Origin of the sequence: Sphingobacterium sp. 1.A.4 (assembly GCF_002734245.1) — a bacterium.
In the GTDB taxonomy this organism is placed as follows: domain Bacteria; phylum Bacteroidota; class Bacteroidia; order Sphingobacteriales; family Sphingobacteriaceae; genus Sphingobacterium; species Sphingobacterium tenebrionis.
This window is the reverse complement of the sequence record NZ_PEAZ01000067.1, coordinates 1-21,968: the sequence shown is the minus strand read 5'-3', so window position 1 is coordinate 21,968 and position 21,968 is coordinate 1. Positions and strand designations below refer to the sequence as shown.

Below are 21,968 nucleotides of genomic sequence, written 5' to 3'. Positions count from 1 at the left end.
CATGAAAGAATTCTTTTGTTGGTGTGCAGGAGTTCACGGAGAGACGCTGGACAAATATCCACAGGAGCTGAACAAATATATCAGTATCGGTGCGACCATTTTCTTCACCGGATTATTCGCTGCCTTGGCGGGCGGTTATGCGCTTTATTTCGTATTCAGTGGTAGTTCATTTGCGTTATTTTATGCGATGCTATTTGGTATTATCTGGGGATTGGCGATTTTCAACCTAGACCGATACATCGTTCTTAGTATCGACAAAAGCAGATCCGGGGGGATGCAGTTTCTTCAAGCGCTTCCACGTATCCTATTGGCCATTCTGATCGGTATGGTCATTTCAAGACCCTTAGAGCTGAAGATCTTTGACAAAGAGATCAAGGAATACCTTAGGGCGGAATACCTGGTACAACAAAATGCTAAGATTGATACCCTGAACAAAACCTTCGAAAATAAATATCAGGTAGAATATGGTCAGCTGTCTGCCATAAAAAGCCAAGCGGATTCCATGGAATCCAATATCAAGGCCGCTAGACAACAATTGAACCATGAGATCTTCGGCACCAAGACCGATGAGACTTCAGGCGTGTTGGGATTTGGACCTTATGCTAAAATGAAGGAAGCGGAGCTTAATAAACAACAGACTTACCTGGATAGCCTTCGTGCAAGGATACAGCAAAAAGAAACCATGTTATTGCAACGCAAATCTGCCGAGGGAATCATGGACCAAAAAATTCTTTCTGCGAAATCCTTGGATAGCGCGGTCAATGTAGCTGGTTTTGCTGACCGTAACGCCGCTCTGAGCAACCTGCATAAAAAACCGGATGGAACAGTGAATACCTCTACCGAATATGCGGTTATTTTTATTGCGCTATTGTTCATTTTCTTCGAGTGTTTACCGGTATTCGTGAAGTTGATGAGTGGTAGGGATGCCTACGATAATGCCTTAAAAAACCAGAAGGAGATCGATTATTATGAATCGGACACCGAAGTTAGGGTAGAGAAAACTGCCATCGACAAGATCGATGATTATCGGGTGGATGCTTCCATCAAACGAAGGATGGATAAACTTCAACGAGAATTTGCCGAAGAATAACAAATCTTAAAATTTTTCTTATACTTGCTCATCTACTAAACTTAAGCACGATGAGCAAGCGATTTTCTTTATTAGCGCTGGCAATAATAACCATCCTAACCTCCAGCCAAGCACAGGAAAAAAGAGGCCGGATACGAGATTTCGGTATTCAGATAGGTATTTTACCTACCGGACAGCACAATGCCATAACAGATGTTGCTGGTGTTTCGGTTGGCCATAAAACCTTGATCCAAGGCAGTGATATCCGAACCGGCGTAACAGCCATTATCCCCCATCAAGGAAACATATTTCAGGAAAAGGTTCCGGCAGCCGTTTTTGTAGGCAACGGTTTTGGAAAAATGATGGGCATCTCCCAGATCGAAGAACTGGGGAATATTGAAACGCCTATCCTTTTGACAAGCACCCTAAATGCGCCCAAGATAGCCGATGGGCTTATCGATTATATGTTGAATCTGCGGGGAAATGAAAAGGTAAGATCCGTGAATTCGGTGGTCGGCGAGACCAACGATGGCGGATTGAACGACATCCGAGGTCGGCATGTGCAAGCAAAGGATGTACAGGAAGCCTTGGCTTCTGCACAGTCTGGCCCAGTACAAGAAGGAAATATCGGAGCTGGAACCGGAACGGAGTGTCTAGGCTATAAAGGAGGAATTGGAACTGCGAGTAGAAAACTCCCGGAATCAAGAGGTGGATATACGGTCGGTGTATTGGTACAGACCAATTTTGGTGGGGTCTTGGAAATCAACGGAGCCCCAGTTGGTCGCGAATTGCACAATTTTTACATGCAGGAACCCAAAGAAGCCCATAAGGTAGACGGATCCTGTATGATTGTTATTGCTACGGATGCACCCTTATCGGCACGAAACCTAGAACGATTGGCCAAACGATCCTATATAGCTTTTGGAAATGTTGGGTCTTTCTCTTCCAATGGATCGGGGGATTATTCCATCGCCTTCAGTACCCATCAATCTGTTCGGATACCTCATTCATCCGAACAAATAGAAAGAAATGCCCCCGAAGTGGGAAATGATTACATGTCGCCCCTTTTCATGGCGGTATGGGAGGCTACGGAAGAAGCGATTTTGAACTCCATGTTTATGGCAGAGGACATGAAAGGTATCAATGGTAGGACAGTAAAGGCCATCCCTATCCAGGAAACAGTTAAGATCCTAAAAAAATACAACAGCCTTCATCAGGATAAACTTCCCAGGGCGGTAAAGCAATAAGCTTCATAAAAAAGAAATATTGGCGTTATTTTTGAAAAGATGCTATTATGATTGGAATTGTAGGAGGTGTCGGCCCCTTAGCAGGTGTCGATATCGTTAAAAAAATAATAGAGGAAACAGACGCGAGAAGGGATCAAGATCATCTTCCGGTGTTATTATCCTCACAGTCGAACAGGATTCCTGATCGTACGGGCTATCTGGTAGGCGAAGAGATTACAAATCCTGCCCATGCGATTGCTGAAATTGCTTTTGAATTGGAGAAGGCTGGCGCAACAGTGGTGGCCATTCCTTGTAACACCGCGCATTCGCCGAGGATATTTGAAGTGATCCAAGAGGAACTGCACAGTAAAGGGTCAAACATCAAAGTCCTTCATATGGTGGAGGAAACGGCGAAATTCATCAAAGAACATCATAGTGATATTCAAGTCGGAGTACTTTCTACGATTGGAACAAGAAACACCGGCCTATACAAAAATGTCCTGGAAAACTTTGGACTGACCTGTGTGGAGCCCAATGATGAACTCCAACAAAAGGTGCATCAAGCGATCTACGATCAAACCTATGGGATCAAAGCTTATTCCTCACCGGTGACCAACCGAGCACATGATGTGCTGGTAGCCGCCATCAAGGAACTTAAAGCACAGGGAGCCCAAGTAATCATCCTGGGTTGTACAGAACTTCCATTAGCGCTTCGAGAAAAATCATATTCTGGATTACCCGTGATTGACCCAAATAGAATTTTGGCGAGAACACTGATAAAAGAATTAGATGAAAGTAAATTAATTCCATACAGCGATTAAACCTTTTGGTTCAAGAAGGCTCTTAGCTATAGTTGATGCGTTGTAAAGCAGCAAAAAACAAAAACACATCGACATTTAAAATTAAATAACATGAAAATTAAGTTCCTTCAATTGGTTGCAGTCCTTTTTATCGGACTAGGTTTGAGCAGTAATAGCGCAATGGCACAAGAAACAATCGTAAAAGTAAATACAGACATCTTTCCTGCAGCAGAAAAAGGCTATAAGAAAATGGTCATCGAAGTTCCGCATTCAGCGAATGATAAGAAGAAGAAAATCGAGTTCAGCATTGGTAAGATGATGGAAGTGGATGGATGTAATTCTTTTGGTCTGCAAGGGACTTTAGAGACCAAAGATCTTCAAGGTTGGGGATATAACTATTATGTATTCCAAACGAAGGGAGAGATCATCAGTACACAGATGGCTTGTCCTGGATTACCAAAAAGAAATCTTTTTGTATCCAACCAGCCAACTTTGGTAAACTATAATGGAAAAATGCCCATTGTCATCTATGTTCCGGAAGAATATGATGTACAGTTCAAGATTTTCACAGCTGATGATGAGGTATATCGTGCAGCGGAAGTCATGGATAAAAAATAAAGATTTTACATACCTATGAAAAATCCCAAACCCGGACAGTCTATTTGTTCGGGTTTTTTTGTCTATATTTTCTTTCCTATTTAATTTAAGCACACATGGAGTATCCTAGCCTTTCCGAAATTGATAAGATTTATGCCCTTCAGCAGAAAAACACTGCAGAGATAAAGCAATTGCCCGCCTCCAAAAGGGAGCAGCTTCTGCGTAAGCTATTGACCAAAATAAAGGAAGCGGAAAATGAGATCCAAGCAGCCTTGTATCAGGATTTCCATAAGTCTGCCCTGGAATCTACGATCACCGAAATCCTGGCGGTGGAAATGGAACTTAAACATATCATCAAGAACATCGGAAAATGGACAAAGGATAAATCGGTGGGCTGGTCGGCCATGTTTACCAATGTAAAGGCTTACCTTCATTATGAACCCAAAGGGCATGTATTGATTATCACCCCTTGGAATTATCCCTTTCAGCTACCCTTGGTTCATCTGGCGGCTTGTATCGTCGCTGGGAATACCGCCATCCTTAAATTATCCGAATTTTCCCCGCATACTAACCGCATCGTGAAGAAAATTCTGCAAGAAGTATTTCCGGAGGACCATGTTGCTGTGCTGGAGGGAGAAGTGAAAGAAACCACCCATTTATTAAGTCTTCGTTTTGATCATATCCATTTTACGGGCTCCCCTGCGGTGGGCAAGATCATCATGGAAGCAGCAAGCAAGAACCTGACGGATATTACGTTGGAACTTGGCGGAAAATCGCCTGCTGTTTTGGATAGGAACATCAATGTCCGCAGGGTGGTTCAAAACCTGATCTGGGCAAAGTTTGTAAATGCAGGTCAAACCTGTATTGCACCGGATTATGTGCTGGTACCACGGCAATTGAAAAGTGAAATCGAACAGGTGTTCCGAGAGGAGCTGCGGGAAGCTTTTGGAAGAGATGCCATAAACTCTCCCGATTATGCACGAATCATCAATAAAAAACAATTTGATCGCTTGGTCGAAGCATTAACGGATGCGAAGCATTTAGGCGCGCAGGTTATTTCTGGAGGAGCTACAGATGAAAAGGAGCTTTATATCGAACCGACGGTGATTGGACAGGTGGCCATGACCAACTCCTTGATGACGGAAGAGATCTTCGGCCCGATATTTCCCATCGTGTATTATAGCCAAATCGATGAAGCCATAAAATTCATCAATGATAGAGAAAAACCATTGGCACTTTATGTTTTTTCGAATGATGGTATTTTTAATAAGCATGTGATTCGATATACTAGTGCAGGTTCTACTTGCATCAATGATGCGCTGATTCAGATCATGCACCCAAAGCTTCCATTTGGAGGGGTTAATAACTCTGGTATTGGACAATCTACTGGTTGGTATGGATTTAGGGCTTTTTCGCACGAAAGAGCAGTGGCTGATGCAAAAGGATTCCCATTATCGAAAATGTTCTGGTTTCCATATTCGGAAAGAACGCATAAATTCGTTCAGTGGATCCGAAAGATTTTTGGATAAATGCTAACTATCCAAAAATCTTATCCCAAAGGCTTTTCTTGATGCCTACATAATATTCACCATCTTCCTTTTTAAGCGGATACATGCGGATGTAGTTTCCTTGGTTCTCATTGCCCTTACCCGTTCGGATATCAAACCGATGCCTATGGAAGGGACATATCAACTTTTCACCCTCACACCAGCCTTTGGTAAGATCTGCACCCGCATGCGGGCATCTACTTGAAGTAACCGATAATACACCGTCTTGACGAATCAAACACAGTTTCTTTCCAGCAACATGTAATGCTTTTACATAGTTTCTTGTATCATCTATTTTTACAGGTACTTTATGCCAGGTTATTTCGTCTTCCATTTTATTTGAGGATTTAGTAGTGAGTATTTAGTAGTTAGATTTTTTATATAGTTTGATATTGAAATTGTGGCTGTTCCCTATTTTATTCTGAAACTTTTTATGTCACACTGAAACTCTTTATGTCACGCTGAAACTCTTTATGTCATGCAGAGCGTAGTCGAAGCATCTGTACGATTGTGTAAGCTTACTGATGCTTCGACTGCGCTCTGCATGACAAAGCTATTAGAAAATTACCTTTCTACAGGAAATCATTGCCGATCTCTTACAAAGATTAGTATAAAAAATAAGGGGTTGAAATTTCAACCCCTTATTTTTTATACTGTACTACCGTAAATCCTTATACAAATTTCTTTGCATTGATTTTACGTTCGTTTTCTGTCAAGTAGATCTTACGTAGACGCATGCTTTGAGGAGTTACCTCAATGTATTCATCAGCTTGGATATATTCCATACATTCCTCCAAAGAGAACTTAATAGCTGGTGCGATACGTGTATTATCATCAGAACCTGAAGCACGCATATTGGTCAATTGCTTACCTTTTGTAACATTGATCGTTAAATCGTTGTCACGGATATGCTCACCTAAGATCTGACCTTCATAGATATCCACTCCTGGATCTACGAAGAAACGACCACGGTCTTGTAATTTATCGATGGAATAAGCAGTTGTAGAACCTGTATCCAAAGAGATCAATACACCTGCCAAACGTCCAGGGATAGTACCTTTCCAAGGCTCATATCCTTTTAGACGGTGTGCCATTACAGCCTCACCAGCAGTAGCCGTTAATACGTTGTTACGTAATCCGATGATACCACGAGAAGGGATAGAGAATTCCAAGTGCTGCATATCTCCTTTGGTTTCCATCACCAATAACTCCCCTTTACGTTGAGTTACCAATTCGATAACCTTTCCGGATACATCCGCAGGAACATCAACTACAAGCTCTTCAATAGGCTCATGCTTAGCACCATTAACCTCTTTAACGATTACCTGAGGCTGCCCAACCTGTAACTCATAACCTTCACGACGCATCGTCTCGATCAAAACCGATAAGTGAAGAATACCACGGCCATATACCAACCAAGCATCAGGTGATTCTGTAGGAACTACACGCAATGCTAAATTTTTCTCTAATTCTTTTTGTAAACGATCGTAGATGTGACGAGAAGTAACGAATTTACCCTCTTTACCGAAGAAAGGAGAGTTATTGATGGTAAACAACATGTTCATGGTTGGCTCATCAATGTGCATTACTTCTAATTGTTCTGGATTTTCGAAATCAGCGATGGTATCACCAATCTCAAAACCTTCGATACCTACTACCGCAACGATATCCCCTGCATGAACTTCAGAAACTTTCACACGGCCCAATCCTTCAAATAATTGAAGCTCTTTAACACGTGACTTTACGATCTTTCCATCGCGTTTAACCAAAGATACCGGTTGGTTTTCTTTGATGGAACCACGAACAACACGACCAATAGCGATACGTCCTACGAAAGTGGAATAATCTAAAGAAGTTACTTGCATCTGTAAAGTACCTTCTGATACTTTAGGAGCAGGGATATGTTCAATGATCGCGTCTAATAGGGAAGTGAAGTCGGTTGTTGGTTTAGTCCAATCGGTCGACATCCATCCTTGTTTAGAAGAACCATATAATACTGGGAAGTCTAATTGATCTTCGGTAGCACCTAAGCTGAAGAATAGATCGAATACATTTTCGTATACTTCTTCAGGACGACAGTTTTCTTTGTCTACTTTATTTACTACGACGATAGGTTTGATACCCAATCCTAATGCTTTACCAGTCACGAAACGGGTTTGAGGCATTGGACCTTCAAAGGCATCTACCAATAACACGACACCATCAGCCATTTTCAATACACGCTCAACCTCACCACCGAAATCGGCGTGACCTGGCGTATCAATAATGTTGATCTTAGTGTCTTTATATTTTACAGATACGTTTTTGGATACAATCGTAATACCACGCTCACGCTCCAAATCATTATTGTCAAGGATTAACTCACCCGACTCTTCGTTGTCTCTGAATTGGTTAGTATAGTGTAAAATCTTATCAACCAAGGTCGTTTTACCGTGGTCAACGTGCGCGATAATCGCAATGTTTCTAATATTCTGCATTGAGCAATAATGTGTTATAAAAAATAAGAGGTGCAAAGATATATATTTTGCACCTCAATTTTCAGAAATTTTTGTTAATATTTTATTAGGACAGTATTTATTCTTAATTAATTTTCAATTACTTGCGTATTTTCGAAACGTAAATCATTCTGTCAGGAGCAAATCAAAAACTATTTGATAACCCCGAGCTCCTTACCAACTTTGGTAAATGCTGCGATTGCCTTATCCAAATGTGCTTTTTCATGGCCTGCTGAAATCTGTACTCGGATACGGGCTTTACCCTGTGGAACCACTGGATAATAGAATCCGATCACATAAATACCTTCATCCAACATCTTCGAAGCAAATTCTTGCGCTAGCTTGGCATCATACATCATCACAGGAACGATCGGGTGGAAACCTGGTTTGATATCAAAACCAGCTTCGGTCATCTTTTCGCGGAAATAAGTAGTGTTGCTTTCTAATTTATCGCGCAGTTCTGTCGTTTCGCTCAACATATCCAACACCGCCACGGAAGCACCTGCAATCGCCGGAGCTAAAGTATTCGAGAATAGATATGGACGAGAGCGCTGGCGAAGCATATCAATGATCTCTTTATTACCGGAAGTAAAACCACCAGAAGCCCCACCTAATGCCTTGCCTAATGTTCCAGTAATGATATCTACACGATCAATTACATTGAACAATTCATGGGTACCGCGACCTGTTTTTCCGATAAATCCAGAACAGTGCGATTCGTCGATCATCACCAATGCTTCGTATTTATCCGCAAGGTCACAGATCTTATCTAGAGGAGCAACCGATCCATCCATGGAGAAAGCACCATCTGTAACAATGATTTTGTGCCTAGCGCCAGAAGCAGCTTGCAATTGTGCTTCTAAATCAGCCAGATCACAGTTTTTGTAACGGAATCGCTGAGCTTTACACAAACGAACCCCATCAATAATGGAGGCATGGTTCAATTCATCAGAAATAATAGCATCCTCTGCAGAAAGCAAAGGCTCAAAAACACCACCATTGGCATCAAATGCCGCTGCATACAAAATGGTGTCTTCGGTTCCTAAAAACTTGGATAACTTCGCTTCCAGTTCTTTATGAACATCTTGAGTACCACAGATAAATCTTACAGAAGACATGCCATATCCATGCGTATCGATACTTGCCTTTGCAGCTTCGATCACTTTGGGATGGGAGGATAGTCCTAGGTAGTTGTTTGCGCAGAAGTTGATCACTTCCTGTCCTGTACTCACTTTGATATCGGCACCTTGAGGAGTAACAATAATGCGTTCCTCTTTATATAAACCAGCTTCTTTAATTGCTGCCAGTTCTTTTTCTAAAGCGGGCTTTAAGGTTTTATACATATTATTTCAATTTATTAGGCTAAGATAAGTCTTTTTTATCAGTAGCAAGAACGAAAACGATTGCTTCAATTTCAAAAACAACGCCTTTATTACCAATAAAAAAGGGTGAAGATAAATCTCCACCCCCTATTGTCTGTTGTTTACTTATTTTACTTTATCCTTGTCCAAGTCTCTGAGCGACCTAGCATACTGATCCCGATATAACCTCGGATGTCCAATTTGTCGTCTCCCTTAAGGGTCATTTTACAACTGTACGTCTTTCCAGATTTTGGATCATAAATGGTACCATCCACATAGGTTTTGCTTTCTTTTACAAAACCACTCAGGATTTCCAAGCCCTGGATGTTCCTGGATCTCAACTTCGGATCAGGGTTTTTGGCGTCTTTCTTTGCCGAGTCTTTTATCCAGTACAACTTACCATAAAATTTCTCGCCATTTTTTTTATAGATTTCTATCCTTCCTTCTCCACTTGGGTTTTGCCATTTCCCCAAAATTGGATCGCTCTGTGCATATAATGCAACTGTTATAAATAACGCACAAAGTGTCATCAATACCTGTTTCATAACCTTTTTGTTTAAAATTGTAAAGTGAATATACAATAATTTTATATGTTAGCATAATATTATTTTTGTTACCAAAAATTTTCCCTTCTTGTTAAACCCTTTATTGGCATCAATTTTGAACATTTTGTGCAGTCAGACACAACAATTAAGTTATGAGGTTCATTATTAGTCTTTTAGTTACAGGTTTAGTCGTTGCTCTAGCGTCTTGGATTATCCCAGGTGTACAGGTTGCAGGGTTTGGTTGGGCGATTTTGACGGGCTTAGTAATCGGTTTCGTAAATGCCATCGTGGGTGGTATATTACGATTATTCACGTTTCCATTAAATTGGTTGACGTTCGGTTTGGTTTCATTTATCATTACAGTATTGATGATCATGTTATCGGATAAGATCATGGGAACAAAATTTGAGGTAGATGGCTTTATGCCTGCCTTATTCTTTGCGATTGCAGTGGCAGTAATTGAGATGATCATTGGGAAATTGACCAATGATAAGAACTAATATTCAGTAAAGAACAATTAAAAAGAAATTGCTGTTAAACACAGCAGGTTATTAAACCATGTAAAAAAGACTTGTAGGTTTGCCTACAAGTCTTTTTTGATTATTTCCCTTTTTGATTATTTCCTTTTTGGTTTTTTCTTCATTTTGTTCAACCAGATCATTACGCCAGTGACCGGTAGTGAAGTAGCGATCAAACACGAGATAAAATAGAGGAGCTTGGTAAATGGTCCATAGATATCCCCAATATGTAAGGCTTTAATAGACGCAGAAGCTCTTTCGTTAAAGGGCTTTTCCCTGAAGATATCCTTTTCCAGAACCTCACCAGTATATTGATTCAAGGTTAGTTTATCACCTGCAGATGGTGCAAAAAATCCTACCCTATTTTTACTGATGGAAACCGTTCCGGTACTATCCTTGGCAAAATTGATCGTAAGGTCGCCATCATAGGTCAATACCTTATTGGCTGCCAAAATCGTTTCCTCGATGGTCATCGGAGCTTTTCCATCAGCTGGAATAATAGATAATAACGGTTTTTTCTCTTCTTTAGGCGCATCTGGGGATTTATAAGTCCCCCATGTTTTCTGCCATCCCGAACGGTACCAGTCAAAAGACCAGAAAGGCCCGGTTACAGCCATTAAAAACAGAATGATGCAACTATAAAAGCCCAGGGTATTATGGAGGTCATGGTTTACTCGCTTCCAATTGGCTGTCCAACGGATCTTCAAACCATTTCTCCAAGAGCGTATTTTGTTCGGGAACCAGATCACCATACCGGTAATTACTCCCAACAGGAATAATAGGGTTGCCGTTCCTGTGATCCAAGAACCTAGCTTCCGGTTTTCGACTCCTTCGATCAAAGGTTCTTCGATTTCATTGAGTAAGAGCCAACGGTGTAAGCCGAACATCTTCTGCATGAACTCTGCTGTTTTTGTTTTTTCGTCTGCAGGATCGCCGATTATTTCTCCTGAGTAGGGGTTAACGGCAAGTTGGTTGGCACGTGGTCCTCTACCGCCACCTCCGCCAGCTGGTGCAGCAGGTTTTTTCTCCCCTTCTTGAGGTTTTGTGGTCTCAGCAGGTTCGGAAGATTGCTTCGTTCCTCGCAATGATGCGGTAGCCTTGCCTTCGGCGGGTTTTCCTTCGCCTGTCCTTGGTTCGGGTTTTCCTTCGCCAGATTTTCCCTCGCCGGATTTTCCTTCGCCATCTTTTTCCTTTTTGCTATAAAGGATGCTGGTGATTGCATCATCTGCAAAAGGGATCTTGATCCCTACCACTTTACCTTTAACTTCCGGTTTAACCTTGGCCATCAGCTCATCAGCATTCCATTTTTCCCCAGCAGGATCTACCTGATGATAGTTCGATTGTGCCCAAGCACGGATCTCTGTATTATACACATAGATTGTCCCTGTAAGACAAACAATGAAGACAATGATCCCGGAAATCAATCCTCCCCATAGATGGATATCGTTCAGGAATTTTCTGAATTTAATCCAAGTAGATGTTTTTTGTTTTGGTTTACTCATTTTTCTCTTTACTACCACTAGGTGATTAAAACCAAAAATCAGGCGAGCCAACAGCTCACCTGATATGGATTATTTATCTTTTGCTTTACGATTAATAGATACCGATGTAACGGTTTCCTGGTTGATTGATCAATTTAGCTCCAACAGTCATTTCACCAGATTTTCTATTAAAAACATAGATGTTTCCATCTTCACTAACCGGCGTAACAACGATATATACATTGTCCCCTACCAACGCAATATTCTGCATCTGACGGAAATTTAAGGTTGCCTCGTTTGGAATATTATATTTCTTTGCGGTCTTGTTGTTCAAATCAACGCGGGCAATATATCCACCCTCACCTGCAATGTTGTAAATTACGAATCCTATACCATCGCCAACATATTTCCAAGTTTCGATATAGCTATCATTTATACCTAAAGCTTGGTCTAAACTAAATACAAAAGAATTATCGTAATCGTTGGTTGCAGAATTGATCCTCAAGATCTTTGAACCACCAGTGCCTTTTGCTTCTCCAGAAGTTGCTTGATATACATGTCCATCTGTTCCAATATATTGCATCGTAGAACGATAGCCATTAGTATTTGCCCTAGTTTTATCGGTAGTAATCAATTTAGGGTTATCGAATGATGGATAATCTACCACCAATGTTTTTGCAAATGCCTTAGGACTTTTTGTATCTGAAGCAAATTCTGGAAGTCCCTTATCATTAATAGTGAAAGAATTGACATTATGTTTAGAAATGGCAGCACCTATATATGCCTTGTTCCCACTTTTATTAACGATAGGTACATCTATTCGTGATATGTAATATCCCGCTGCAACTTCATCCGGCGATAAAGCCAAATCAAATGTAGCTGTCTTTGTAATTCTTGGATTGTTAAGGTCTAAGGAAATGATATCCGTTTTTGTTGTTCTTTCTTTAAAAACAAAATTTGGAGACGTTCCTGTAGTAACCACTGGGTTTGCGGTTCCACGAACAGCAATCCCTACACCAGGTGCTGCAACTAACCATCTTGGAGCATCACTCACATAATTTTTTGTGTGCACCTCAGCACCATCAGCTTGAAACCTATTTCTTCCTTTAACAATATATTTATTGAAAACACCACCGTCATCTCCTGTATATTGAATGTTATAAAGGTACTTTCCATCCGCAGAAGCCTGAAGTCTAGCCGTACGAGATGACTTAACGCTTGTTCCTTCATCAAAAACCTTCACACTGTAATTTGGATTGATGGCATCCGCTTCGCTGATACTAAACACCTTAGTTCCTCCATCCCCATCTCCAGCTGTAGTCTTCATCAAAGCTCCTGAAACGGTGATCCAACGATCAACATTTTCATCCGGATCCAATACAACATTATCTTTCTGACAACTGCTGAACGTAAGGGAAGTAGCGGCTATACCCAATAGGGCAAATTTTATAAGATTAGTTTTCATCGTAATAATTATATGGTAATACTTAAATTTTATTAATGGAATAATTCAGTTTTAGGTAGAATCCCCTGCCTGGTTTCTGCACCCCAAAATTGTCATAAACCTCTGCATTGAACATGTTCTTCACATCTAAACTGGCAATGATCTTTTTGGAAGGGAACACATAGCTCAGCCCAAGATTCTGGGATACCTGTGTCGGTGTCACGAACCAATCCGAATCAAACCAAACGGTGCTGAATGGTGCTACATAACCAACTGTATAGAACAAGTTCAACTTGGAATTCTTTTGAATCAGGTTATCCAGGTGATAATGCACATTCCCATTCATCGTAAAGAAAGGCTCATTAGGAATCTGTGTATTGTAATAAGGCAATTGTTTACCCGAATTCGGGTCAAACTGCACTTTGTATAAGGAATTGAATTTGGAGAAATTGAAACCTACGGTCAGGTTGTTCTTGTAGTTATAGAACAGCTCACCCTCAAAACCTACGGATTGCGATTTTCCTAAATTCACAAATTTGGTCACTTCGATCTCCTGGTTGTTCATCAACTCATTGGCCTCCGGCATGATCCTATCCTTCACATTTCTCCAGAAAACATTGGTCGCTAAGGAAACTTTATGGTCGTCGAAATCGAATGTTCCCAATCGGAAACCTGCATTGTAGTTATCGCTGATTTCTGGTCGGATATTAGGATTGGACAATACATTATCTTCTGGGCTTCCAAAGGTCTCCGAATCGACCGGCATACGGACAGCGCGTTCTGCAGATGCCAATAGGATGATATTCGGTTTTATGCGGTAAGAACCTGCCAGCCCATAACCCGAGTTGGTCCGGTTATCCTTCATCGTATTTTCTTGAAAGGTAGTTTCGCCATTGTTCACCGTAGCGGTATAGGAAGTGCTACCAATAGATTGCTGGTATAACTTATAGAAAAGGTTAGTGATCAATTTATTGTTGATCGTTTGGGCTTCATAATTGAAGGATACCACATTTTTTGCCAGATCATTTTTGCGGTTCAATCCCACATTGGCAACTGGATATAAACGATCCGAATCTTTCCGATCTACGGTATAGAATACGTGGTTCACCGAAAGCCTATGGCCCGAAACAACATCATAACTCAGATTTGAACGGATGTTTGCCACTTGACGTTTGATGTCGTTCAAGGTTGGACTACCCTGTTGTGCTCCCGAAGAATGCTTGATGGGATTGCCGTTCAGATCTAAACGAATCTGACCATCCCAATTGAATTCATAAGGAACGGTATCTTGAATGGAAGTATTTCTAAAGCTATATACTGCATTTACCGAAAGACCAAGACCAGGCGTTAGTAGATCTTTTTTAACATAGTTCAAGCTCAACACATTGGCGTTCGCATTCGAAGTCCTTCCATAATAAGGTGTTCCCATGGTCTGTCCATGTTGGATCTCCTTGTAGGAATCCGACACATTATAACCCAAGAAGAACGTATCTGCCCATTTAACATCGGTAAATCCAAATTCGAACCTTCCAGAAATGGATCTGTACCCGTCAAAAAATCTTTTCGTACGGTAATACCTTTGTACTACCCCGTCTGGCTGAATATATTTGGAAAACTTGCCCCAGATTTCATAATCGTTATCCGAATTCAGGAAGCTTCCAGAAACTCGTGTTGTAAAACCTGTTTTGGCATGTCTATATAAAGCACTGATATCCGATTGGGTCGTATTGAAGGAACCATAAGAAACAGATGCCGATAAATTATTACTGTTAGTACCTTTTTTGAGCACGATATTGATGGCTCCGCCCAAAAGATCTCCGGTTAAGTGTGCCGGAAGAACCCCTTTGTAAACTTCGATCCGCTCAATCATGGATGGCGGAATATTGTTCAGATTGAAGGAAGATCCATACGTAGAGATCTCAATTCCATCGATAAAGATACCCACCGATCGGCCGGTCATCCCATTCAGGTTATATTGTACCTCCGATCCCAAGCCACCACTCTGACGAACCCTTACCCCTACTGTTTTGTCCAATAATTCATTGGTCTGTATGTTACGGACAGCCGCTTCCTTCGTCTCGATCACATTCACCGCGAAACCTTTGGTTTCAATCTCCCTTTTTACAGTGTTTCTCACCACTCGGATTTCATCAAGACTGATTTCCCCTTTTGGGTCGATGTGGATATGCAGATCGTATTTTGGCTTCTCTACCTTTAGGCTAACTCTTTTGTCTTTTACTTCGATGGAGGTCACCAAAATAGTTTGGTTTCCATAAGGCACCTGTTCCAAAAGGTATTCCCCTTTTTCATTAGAGACGGTTCCGATCGTTGTTCCATCCACTTTTACACTCGCATTGGCTACCGGTTTTCCATCCAGCAGATGAACAATACCTTTAATGTTGGACGTCTGTCCCATCAAGGAACCGGTAATCATTAAAAAGAGAGCAGCGATGTAAAAATGTTTCATTATATCCGATTAATATCTTAGATTTGAACACTCTTTAGAACAAGTCTAAATAAATATCGCTGCAAATGTAGAATTATTCTAAATAGCAAAATGACGCAATCGGAAAAAAAAGCTTCACAATCGGAAATTATCGCACAGGGAAATCCATTTTCAGACAAAAGTTTGTCTGAATTAGGGACTTTCATGTATTTTACCGTGCTGAAGGGGCGACAACGATTCGCTTTTATTTCTCCGATCGAAGGATATCTTAACCTGTTGGTGCATGACCATTCCGCCAATTGCACGTATTCCATTCAAGCTGAAAATTACCTATTACAAGCCGGTGAGAACATCCTAAAGCATGTGAACAAGGGCGATCATTTGGAATTCAAGAGCCTAAGCCCCGATAATATGGTCCTGATGATGTTGGTGCCCTGTGACAAATTACCGGCCTTCCATACCAAATACTTGGAGAACAGAGATCGATTTGAAAAAGGGTTATTGACCAAAGCTGATTCCAGGATCGAACTATCCCTGCAGCAGATTTTTGAACTCTATCAGGAAGATTCCTACCTCAATCAGTTAAAGATCCAAAGTCTATTGCTAGAGATCATCATCCATCAGGTCGAAGGACTTTACGCAGAAAATGAATCCAAGGAACTTATTGTAAATAAAAGCCATTTTGAGAAGATCCAACAGGTCAAAAAGATGATCGATGAGGACCTTTCCAAAAACCATAGTATTGCCGAATTGGCAAAAGCTGTTGGCACCAATGAACAGTATCTTAAAAAATACTTTAAGCAGCATTATGGAAAAACGGTGATGAACTACATTACGGAAGCGAAGATGGAACATGCCAAAAAACTTATCCTAATGGGTAAATATCGGGTTTCGGATGTAGCTCGGATGACCGGATACAAGCATTCCACCCACTTTACCACTGCTTTTAAAAAGTATTTTGGGATCATTCCTAACTCCTTGAAATACACCTTCCTTGTTGCCCATGAAGGCGTTCATGTCCTTCCTGAGATTGCAAGCTTTTTGCATATCCTGTAATCCAGTCGGCGAAATGTATAGTTAAAGATTGTTAAATGCACTGGTTCACGCGGTTAGCTAAATGGAAATGAACTATTTTCGCATGTTAAATATAATTGAATATTAGTATTAATTGACGTATCTTTGTAGGATGTTTTTGAAGAATCATGTATTTAGCCTAATTATCGGCGTATTTTTGTTAACTGGTTTCAGCAGCTGTAAAAGTAAATTCGAGAAAATACGTGCCAGCAACAACATACAAATGAAATATCAGGAAGCGGTGAAATACTACGAAAAAGGTAAGTATTCCAAAGCTTTGACGTTATTTGAGGAGTTGGTTGCACGTTATCGCGGTACAGCAGAAGCTGAAGATCTTTACTACTACACTTCTTATGCGAGTTACCGGTTGAAGGATTATATCTCGGCTAGATACCACTTCAAGCAATTTGCAGACAACTACCCGCACAGTGCTAGAGCAGAAGAAGCTCGTTTCATGTCGGCATATTGTTATTACCTGGAATCTCCACGTTCTAACCTCGATCAAGACAATACCCGCAAAGCTATCGAACAGTTACAATTGTTCGTGAACCTTTATCCGGAATCGGAAAAAGCGAAAGAAGCAGGTGATCTTATCCAGAACCTTCGTGATAAATTGGAGAAAAAAGCCTTTGATAATGCTAAACTGTATTACAACATGGGCCTACCTGATGATTACAGAGCAGCAGTGATTGCGCTGGAAAATGTATTGAAGGAGTATCCAGACACAAAACATGCTGAAGAGATCGAATACCTATTGGTAAAATCCCAATACTTATTTGCAGACAACAGCTATCCTCACCGTCAGGAAGAACGTTTCAACCAGATGTTGGATTACTATGAAACGTTTTCTGAGAACTTCCCAGAAAGCAAGTACAGCAATGAAGTTAAAGGTCTACGCGCTTCTGCGGAACGTAAGATTGCTTCAGCCATCAAATTGATGGAAGCGGATGCAAAAGCAAGAAAGAAACGCGAAGAAGAATTAGGTGTTTCTACTCCAGGAACTGTTCCGGTAGAAACAAATTAAGTAAATCATTTAGTACAATATATTCATTTTAATATGAGCCAAAATAAAAATAATGTTCCTAACTCTACAGTTACTCGTGACTTAAGAGAATTAGACAACACTACGGACAACCTTTACGAGTCTATCGTTATTATCAGCAAACGTGCAAACCAGATTTCTGTTGATATCAAAGAAGAGTTAAATCAGAAGCTATCGGAATTTGCGAGCAGCAATGACAACTTGGAAGAAGTATTCGAAAACCGTGAACAGATCGAGATTTCTAAACACTATGAGCGTATGCCAAAACCTACGTTAGTAGCGATCGATGAGTTCTTACATGATAAAGTTTACTTTAGAAACCCTTCTAAAGAACAAGAATAAGCTGTAGAAGCATGTCTCTAAAGGACAAAAATATTGTAATTGGTATAAGCGGCAGCATTGCCGCTTATAAAATTGCAACCTTGGTCAGGTTACTTCGCAAGGCTGATGCGTCCGTTCAGGTGATCATGACCGAAGAAGCGACGCAGTTCATTACCCCACTTACTTTATCCACTCTATCCAACAATCCTGTTCTGGTCGATTATTATCAGCAAGAAACAGGGGAATGGAATAACCATGTGCATCTTGCAGAGCAAGCTGATCTGATCCTTATCGCACCTGCATCGGCAAATACCATTGCCAAATGTGCACAGGGATTATGTGACAACCTGCTATTGGCGGTTTATCTATCTGCTAAAGGTCCTGTTGCTTTTGCCCCTGCCATGGATTTGGACATGTGGAAACACCCTGCCGTACAACATAACATTTCCTTGTTGAAGAGCTTCGGACATGCTATTGTACCTCCTGGAACCGGCGAATTAGCCAGTGGTTTGGTTGGTGAGGGAAGATTGGCTGAACCGGAGGATATATTTTCCTTTATAGAAGACTACCTGGCTTCAGACAAACCTTTACAAGGAAAGACAGCTTTAGTATCCGCTGGTCCTACTTATGAAGCTATAGACCCTGTACGTTTTATCGGAAATCATTCGTCCGGAAAGATGGGCTATGCGATTGCCAAACAATTGCAACAGCTGGGTGCAGAAGTCACTTTGGTAAGTGGTCCAACCGCTTTACCGACGCCTTCAGATGTAAACCGTATTGACGTGGTTTCCGCGCAACAAATGCTGGAGGCAATGGACTCCAACTTTTCTACAGCAGATATCATTGTGATGAGTGCGGCTGTGGCTGATTATACTCCAGTTGAGGTAGCAGACCAGAAGATCAAGAAGAAAGCCGAAGACTTTGCTATCTCCTTGAAGAAAACTACGGATATTCTGGCGAGCCTAGGCGCTAAGAAAACCAGCTCTCAAACATTGGTCGGCTTTGCCTTAGAAACCAATAATGAATTGGAAAACGCAAAGGATAAATTAGGCAGAAAGAACTTGGATTTCATCGTGTTGAATTCCATGCAGGATAAAGGTGCAGGATTTGCCCACAATACCAACAAGATCACTGTTATTGATCGTGATCTACATGTATCCAACTATGAGCTCAAATCAAAGGATGAGGTTGCAGTGGATATCTGTAAGCTGATCATCGAGCATCAGCTTATGATCAATCAATAAGCCTTTCCCCTTTCTTTTAAAGATTAGCTATCCTGATTTCTTTGGGATAATAGTTATTTACCCGATTGCCTAATACCTTTACCCATCCTAAGGATATTCCTTTATACTTCACTAAGCACCAGCCCTTCATCCCCGCAGGAAACAAAGCCGGATCTAAGGGTTCTTTCCTCAAAAAGTTCTGCGCATCGGCTAATCCAATTTCAGCTGATGAAATGTCTTTTGCCTGCAATACGCTCATGGCCAAATCATGGGATGGAACAAGTTCCTTGCCTAACCATTTACCGATCATGGTTCCCGCATTCTTCAGGTATAGGACCTGCTGTGCTGCTTTTACATAGGCTTCCACAGATTTTGGAAACAGATGAACATTTTCATTATGGATAAAAGAAGCATAATCGTTCGGATTTTCCACCCAATTGACCAATGCTTCCTTTGGAAGTGGAGATTTCTCCATTTTTATCTTCTTCATGGAAAACATCGGTTGGATGCCTTTGAACTTTAGTACAGCTACAAAAAAACCTTCTCCCTTTGTCTTATGCGGGTAGAAACGGTAGCCATAAGCCTGATGCTTGGATGAAAGCGTTTCTTCTACACCCCAAGCTTCTTCCAATGGAATCCTGATCGTTTCAAATTCATATTCTTCATGCAGCCAATCCAGTATCTGTTCGTTCTCTTCCTCGGAGTAAGAGCAGGTCGAATAGACCAATATACCTCCGGTAGAAATACTCGGCATCACATCCGCTAAAATACGTTTCTGACGCTCGCTACAGAGTTTCACATTGGCTTCTGACCATTCGTCTATACTATCTTCGTCCTTTCGGAACATGCCTGAGCCAGAACATGGCGCATCGACCAGGATGAAATCAAAGAAGCCTGGCAGTCTGCGGAAAGAGGAGGGATCGTTATTGGATACCACCGTGTTGGGTAATCCCCAATGCATGAGATTATCGCGAAGGATGTTCACCCGTGTTTTGATGATTTCATTAGCGATTAAGAAGCTATCCGGACTAAAGGAGGCATTTAATAAGGTAGATTTCCCTCCAGGCGCAGCACATAGATCCAAAGCCTTAATGGCCTTATCCCCTAATTTTAAGGTTTCAATGATATGTGCTATGAACATGGAAGAAGCTTCCTGCACATAATAACATCCCGCATGGAACAAGGGATCAAGGGTGAATTTAGGGCGTTCCTTTAGATATTTACCTTCCTCGCACCAAGGCACCTCTCCTGCCATTTCAAAGTCTAAGGATGTTGGTTTGTTAGGATTGAGCCGAATAGAAGTAAGCTTTTCTCCTCGTTCATGGGCATCTAAGAATGCTTTTTCATCAAACAAAGGGTTGGAGCCTAATTTTCTTACGAGGGCATTTGGAAGTAAATTACTCATGCTATTGCTAATAAATTCCCGTAAATTTACAGGAATTATCTAAATCCCTTTTTATATCACATGAAAGAATTTAAAAAATATTATATCATCACGGCTCCACCGGAGGATTTATACCGCGCATTGACCACCGAAATTACGATCAGGCTATGGACCGGAGACCTTGTTGAAATCGACCCCCAAGTAGGTGGTGAATTCTCCATGTGGGATGGCGCCATCCAGGGAAAGTTCCTCGAAATGGAACCTTATAGTAAGATTGTGCAACAATGGTATTTTGGTGAACAAGAGGAAGAATCTATCGTGACCTTCAAACTACATGAACATAAAAAAGGAACGTCATTGGAGGTTAAGCATACGAATATCCCTGATGAAGATTATGAGGATATCGTGGAAGGCTGGAACGAGACCTATGTTGCTTCGCTGATAGATTTTTATGAAGAAGAAGAAGAGGGGTAAGGGTAAGGAAATCTTTGATTTCCTTACTTTGAGTATTTAGTAGTTAGTATTTAGTATTTAGTAGTTAGACCTATGGCGCCCTCCGTCATTGCGAGGAGGTACGAGGAAGCAATCTTTGGATATACAGCCCTTTGTAATGCTGTGATCGAATCTTTGTCATCCTGAACGCAGTCGAAGGATCTTTACGGGTACCACATGTAGATGCTTCGACTCCGCTCAGCATGACATGCGGGAAGATTGCTTCGTTCCTCGCAATGACGGGGCGTTCCTCGCAATAACGAAAGGCCTCCAATGACGCACAAGGCCTCCAATGACGCGTGGGCCGCAATGGCTCGGAAGTCCCGCACACAAAGAAACCCATAAAAACAGAAAGCCCCGTCATCTATCGATAACGGGGCTCCTTTGTAAAATTAGGCGCCGACCTACTCTCCCACCTGTTACGGCAATACCATCGGCTCTGGCGGGCTTAACTTCTCTGTTCGGAATGGGAAGAGGTGGACACCGCCGATATAGGCACCTGAAGATCTTTATGAGATATTGTTCTATGTTCTGTCTGAAATTGACACTGTAGCACGCATGCAGCAGTCTAAATACTAACTACTAGATAGTAGTTACTGAACACGGCATTGACATGTTATTGGAAGAAAGGATCAAAAAAGAGAGAGGACAACAGTACTATCCGCATTGGAAAGCTTCGGGTTATTAGTACCACTCGGCTTTGGTCTCTCAACCTTTACACCTGTGGCCTATCAACGTCGTCATCTCCGACGGCCCTTATGAGGAAGTCTCATCTCGTGGCTAGTTTCGCACTTAGATGCTTTCAGCGCTTATCTATCCCGGACGTAGCTACCCTGCCGTACACCTGGCGGCATAACAGGTTCACCAGCGGTCCGTCCAACCCGGTCCTCTCGTACTAAGGTC

Annotated in this window: 19 protein-coding genes and 2 rRNA genes; 11 read left to right on the top strand and 10 right to left on the bottom strand. The window is 41.4% G+C overall.

All coding sequences use genetic code 11. The features are described from left to right. The first annotated feature begins 1 nt into the window (after position 1). The 5 genes from CRJ00_RS11725 (at position 2) to CRJ00_RS11705 (ending at position 5,221) form a co-directional block, all read left to right on the top strand. Positions 2-1,090 carry a DUF4407 domain-containing protein gene (locus tag CRJ00_RS11725; RefSeq protein ID WP_099367062.1) on the top strand — a complete coding sequence of 363 codons (1,089 nt, stop codon included), beginning with the start codon at positions 2-4 and terminating at the stop codon, positions 1,088-1,090. A 50-nt stretch (positions 1,091-1,140) separates the two neighbouring features. Next, the gene (locus tag CRJ00_RS11720) at positions 1,141-2,316 is read left to right on the top strand and encodes a DmpA family aminopeptidase (protein WP_099367061.1); all 1,176 of its coding nucleotides are present in this window, start codon (positions 1,141-1,143) and stop codon (positions 2,314-2,316) included. A 47-nt stretch (positions 2,317-2,363) separates the two neighbouring features. Continuing rightward, on the top strand, positions 2,364-3,116 hold the full coding sequence (locus CRJ00_RS11715) for an aspartate/glutamate racemase family protein (protein WP_099367060.1): 753 nt from the start codon (positions 2,364-2,366) through the stop codon (positions 3,114-3,116). 90 nt (positions 3,117-3,206) lie between these two features. Continuing rightward, complete coding sequence (locus tag CRJ00_RS11710; RefSeq protein WP_099367059.1) at positions 3,207-3,713, top strand: ecotin family protein; 507 nt, start codon at positions 3,207-3,209, stop codon at positions 3,711-3,713. Between the two features lie 95 nt (positions 3,714-3,808). Beyond that, a complete protein-coding gene (locus CRJ00_RS11705; RefSeq protein WP_099367058.1) occupies positions 3,809-5,221 on the top strand; it encodes an aldehyde dehydrogenase family protein in 1,413 nt (470 codons plus the stop codon). A 7-nt stretch (positions 5,222-5,228) separates the two neighbouring features. On the opposite strand, the gene CRJ00_RS11700 is transcribed toward CRJ00_RS11705, so the two are convergent. The 4 genes from CRJ00_RS11700 to CRJ00_RS11685 all read right to left on the bottom strand — a co-directional run bounded on the left by CRJ00_RS11700 (position 5,229) and on the right by CRJ00_RS11685 (position 9,640). Then, positions 5,229-5,573 carry a Rieske (2Fe-2S) protein gene (locus CRJ00_RS11700; protein ID WP_099367057.1) on the bottom strand — a complete coding sequence of 115 codons (345 nt, stop codon included), beginning with the start codon at positions 5,571-5,573 and terminating at the stop codon, positions 5,229-5,231. Positions 5,574-5,910: 337 nt separating this feature from the next. After that, a complete protein-coding gene (typA, locus tag CRJ00_RS11695; protein WP_099367056.1) occupies positions 5,911-7,716 on the bottom strand; it encodes a translational GTPase TypA in 1,806 nt (601 codons plus the stop codon). A gap of 170 nt (positions 7,717-7,886) precedes the next feature. Further along, positions 7,887-9,077: a glycine C-acetyltransferase gene (gene kbl, locus CRJ00_RS11690; RefSeq protein ID WP_099367055.1), complete on the bottom strand. Its 1,191-nt coding sequence runs from the start codon at positions 9,075-9,077 to the stop codon at positions 7,887-7,889. 149 nt (positions 9,078-9,226) lie between these two features. Next, a complete protein-coding gene (locus CRJ00_RS11685; RefSeq protein ID WP_099367054.1) occupies positions 9,227-9,640 on the bottom strand; it encodes a DUF2147 domain-containing protein in 414 nt (137 codons plus the stop codon). Between the two features lie 152 nt (positions 9,641-9,792). Here CRJ00_RS11685 and CRJ00_RS11680 point away from each other — a divergent pair, with 152 nt between their 5' ends. Beyond that, positions 9,793-10,140, top strand: coding sequence for a phage holin family protein (locus tag CRJ00_RS11680; protein ID WP_099367053.1), 348 nt, complete (start codon positions 9,793-9,795; stop codon positions 10,138-10,140). Between the two features lie 116 nt (positions 10,141-10,256). Here CRJ00_RS11680 and CRJ00_RS11675 read toward each other — a convergent pair whose 3' ends face one another. From CRJ00_RS11675 to CRJ00_RS11665, 3 genes are all read right to left on the bottom strand, one after another. Continuing rightward, positions 10,257-11,660, bottom strand: coding sequence for a PepSY domain-containing protein (locus CRJ00_RS11675; RefSeq protein ID WP_099367052.1), 1,404 nt, complete (start codon positions 11,658-11,660; stop codon positions 10,257-10,259). A 91-nt stretch (positions 11,661-11,751) separates the two neighbouring features. Continuing rightward, the gene (locus CRJ00_RS11670) at positions 11,752-13,104 is read right to left on the bottom strand and encodes a hypothetical protein (RefSeq protein ID WP_099367051.1); all 1,353 of its coding nucleotides are present in this window, start codon (positions 13,102-13,104) and stop codon (positions 11,752-11,754) included. A gap of 22 nt (positions 13,105-13,126) precedes the next feature. Beyond that, positions 13,127-15,550 (bottom strand): TonB-dependent receptor, encoded by a 2,424-nt coding sequence (locus CRJ00_RS11665; RefSeq protein WP_099367050.1) that lies wholly within the window; start codon positions 15,548-15,550, stop codon positions 13,127-13,129. A 90-nt stretch (positions 15,551-15,640) separates the two neighbouring features. Here CRJ00_RS11665 and CRJ00_RS11660 point away from each other — a divergent pair, with 90 nt between their 5' ends. From CRJ00_RS11660 to coaBC, 4 genes are all read left to right on the top strand, one after another. After that, the gene (locus CRJ00_RS11660) at positions 15,641-16,585 is read left to right on the top strand and encodes an AraC family transcriptional regulator (protein ID WP_099367049.1); all 945 of its coding nucleotides are present in this window, start codon (positions 15,641-15,643) and stop codon (positions 16,583-16,585) included. A gap of 130 nt (positions 16,586-16,715) precedes the next feature. Then, a complete protein-coding gene (locus tag CRJ00_RS11655) occupies positions 16,716-17,627 on the top strand; it encodes an outer membrane protein assembly factor BamD (RefSeq protein WP_099367048.1) in 912 nt (303 codons plus the stop codon). 33 nt (positions 17,628-17,660) lie between these two features. Continuing rightward, on the top strand, positions 17,661-17,987 hold the full coding sequence (locus tag CRJ00_RS11650; protein ID WP_099367047.1) for a DNA-directed RNA polymerase subunit omega: 327 nt from the start codon (positions 17,661-17,663) through the stop codon (positions 17,985-17,987). An 11-nt stretch (positions 17,988-17,998) separates the two neighbouring features. Continuing rightward, positions 17,999-19,210 (top strand): bifunctional phosphopantothenoylcysteine decarboxylase/phosphopantothenate--cysteine ligase CoaBC, encoded by a 1,212-nt coding sequence (gene coaBC / locus CRJ00_RS11645; protein WP_099367046.1) that lies wholly within the window; start codon positions 17,999-18,001, stop codon positions 19,208-19,210. A 16-nt stretch (positions 19,211-19,226) separates the two neighbouring features. On the opposite strand, the gene CRJ00_RS11640 is transcribed toward coaBC, so the two are convergent. Next, entirely contained in the window at positions 19,227-20,594 is a 1,368-nt protein-coding gene (locus CRJ00_RS11640; protein ID WP_099367045.1) for a methyltransferase RsmF C-terminal domain-like protein, read from the bottom strand. 60 nt (positions 20,595-20,654) lie between these two features. On the opposite strand from CRJ00_RS11640, the gene CRJ00_RS11635 reads away from it, so the two are divergent. Further along, entirely contained in the window at positions 20,655-21,047 is a 393-nt protein-coding gene (locus tag CRJ00_RS11635; RefSeq protein WP_099367044.1) for an SRPBCC domain-containing protein, read from the top strand. A gap of 409 nt (positions 21,048-21,456) precedes the next feature. Here CRJ00_RS11635 and rrf read toward each other — a convergent pair. After that, a 5S ribosomal RNA gene (gene rrf / locus CRJ00_RS11630) occupies positions 21,457-21,568 on the bottom strand. A gap of 162 nt (positions 21,569-21,730) precedes the next feature. Beyond that, positions 21,731-21,968: ribosomal RNA gene (locus tag CRJ00_RS11625) — 23S ribosomal RNA — on the bottom strand; the annotation flags it as partial.

Coding starts and splice junctions, on each gene's coding strand:
- CRJ00_RS11700 (WP_099367057.1), bottom strand. CDS start 5,573: ATGGAAGACGAAATAACCTGGCATAAAGTACCTGTAAAAATAGATGAT.
- CRJ00_RS11635 (WP_099367044.1), top strand. CDS start 20,655: ATGAAAGAATTTAAAAAATATTATATCATCACGGCTCCACCGGAGGAT.
- CRJ00_RS11655 (WP_099367048.1), top strand. CDS start 16,716: ATGTTTTTGAAGAATCATGTATTTAGCCTAATTATCGGCGTATTTTTG.
- CRJ00_RS11720 (WP_099367061.1), top strand. CDS start 1,141: ATGAGCAAGCGATTTTCTTTATTAGCGCTGGCAATAATAACCATCCTA.
- CRJ00_RS11665 (WP_099367050.1), bottom strand. CDS start 15,550: ATGAAACATTTTTACATCGCTGCTCTCTTTTTAATGATTACCGGTTCC.
- coaBC (WP_099367046.1), top strand. CDS start 17,999: ATGTCTCTAAAGGACAAAAATATTGTAATTGGTATAAGCGGCAGCATT.
- CRJ00_RS11660 (WP_099367049.1), top strand. CDS start 15,641: ATGACGCAATCGGAAAAAAAAGCTTCACAATCGGAAATTATCGCACAG.
- CRJ00_RS11685 (WP_099367054.1), bottom strand. CDS start 9,640: ATGAAACAGGTATTGATGACACTTTGTGCGTTATTTATAACAGTTGCA.
- CRJ00_RS11675 (WP_099367052.1), bottom strand. CDS start 11,660: ATGAGTAAACCAAAACAAAAAACATCTACTTGGATTAAATTCAGAAAA.
- CRJ00_RS11650 (WP_099367047.1), top strand. CDS start 17,661: ATGAGCCAAAATAAAAATAATGTTCCTAACTCTACAGTTACTCGTGAC.
- CRJ00_RS11705 (WP_099367058.1), top strand. CDS start 3,809: ATGGAGTATCCTAGCCTTTCCGAAATTGATAAGATTTATGCCCTTCAG.
- CRJ00_RS11725 (WP_099367062.1), top strand. CDS start 2: ATGAAAGAATTCTTTTGTTGGTGTGCAGGAGTTCACGGAGAGACGCTG.
- typA (WP_099367056.1), bottom strand. CDS start 7,716: ATGCAGAATATTAGAAACATTGCGATTATCGCGCACGTTGACCACGGT.
- CRJ00_RS11715 (WP_099367060.1), top strand. CDS start 2,364: ATGATTGGAATTGTAGGAGGTGTCGGCCCCTTAGCAGGTGTCGATATC.
- CRJ00_RS11670 (WP_099367051.1), bottom strand. CDS start 13,104: ATGAAAACTAATCTTATAAAATTTGCCCTATTGGGTATAGCCGCTACT.
- CRJ00_RS11680 (WP_099367053.1), top strand. CDS start 9,793: ATGAGGTTCATTATTAGTCTTTTAGTTACAGGTTTAGTCGTTGCTCTA.
- kbl (WP_099367055.1), bottom strand. CDS start 9,077: ATGTATAAAACCTTAAAGCCCGCTTTAGAAAAAGAACTGGCAGCAATT.
- CRJ00_RS11710 (WP_099367059.1), top strand. CDS start 3,207: ATGAAAATTAAGTTCCTTCAATTGGTTGCAGTCCTTTTTATCGGACTA.
- CRJ00_RS11640 (WP_099367045.1), bottom strand. CDS start 20,594: ATGAGTAATTTACTTCCAAATGCCCTCGTAAGAAAATTAGGCTCCAAC.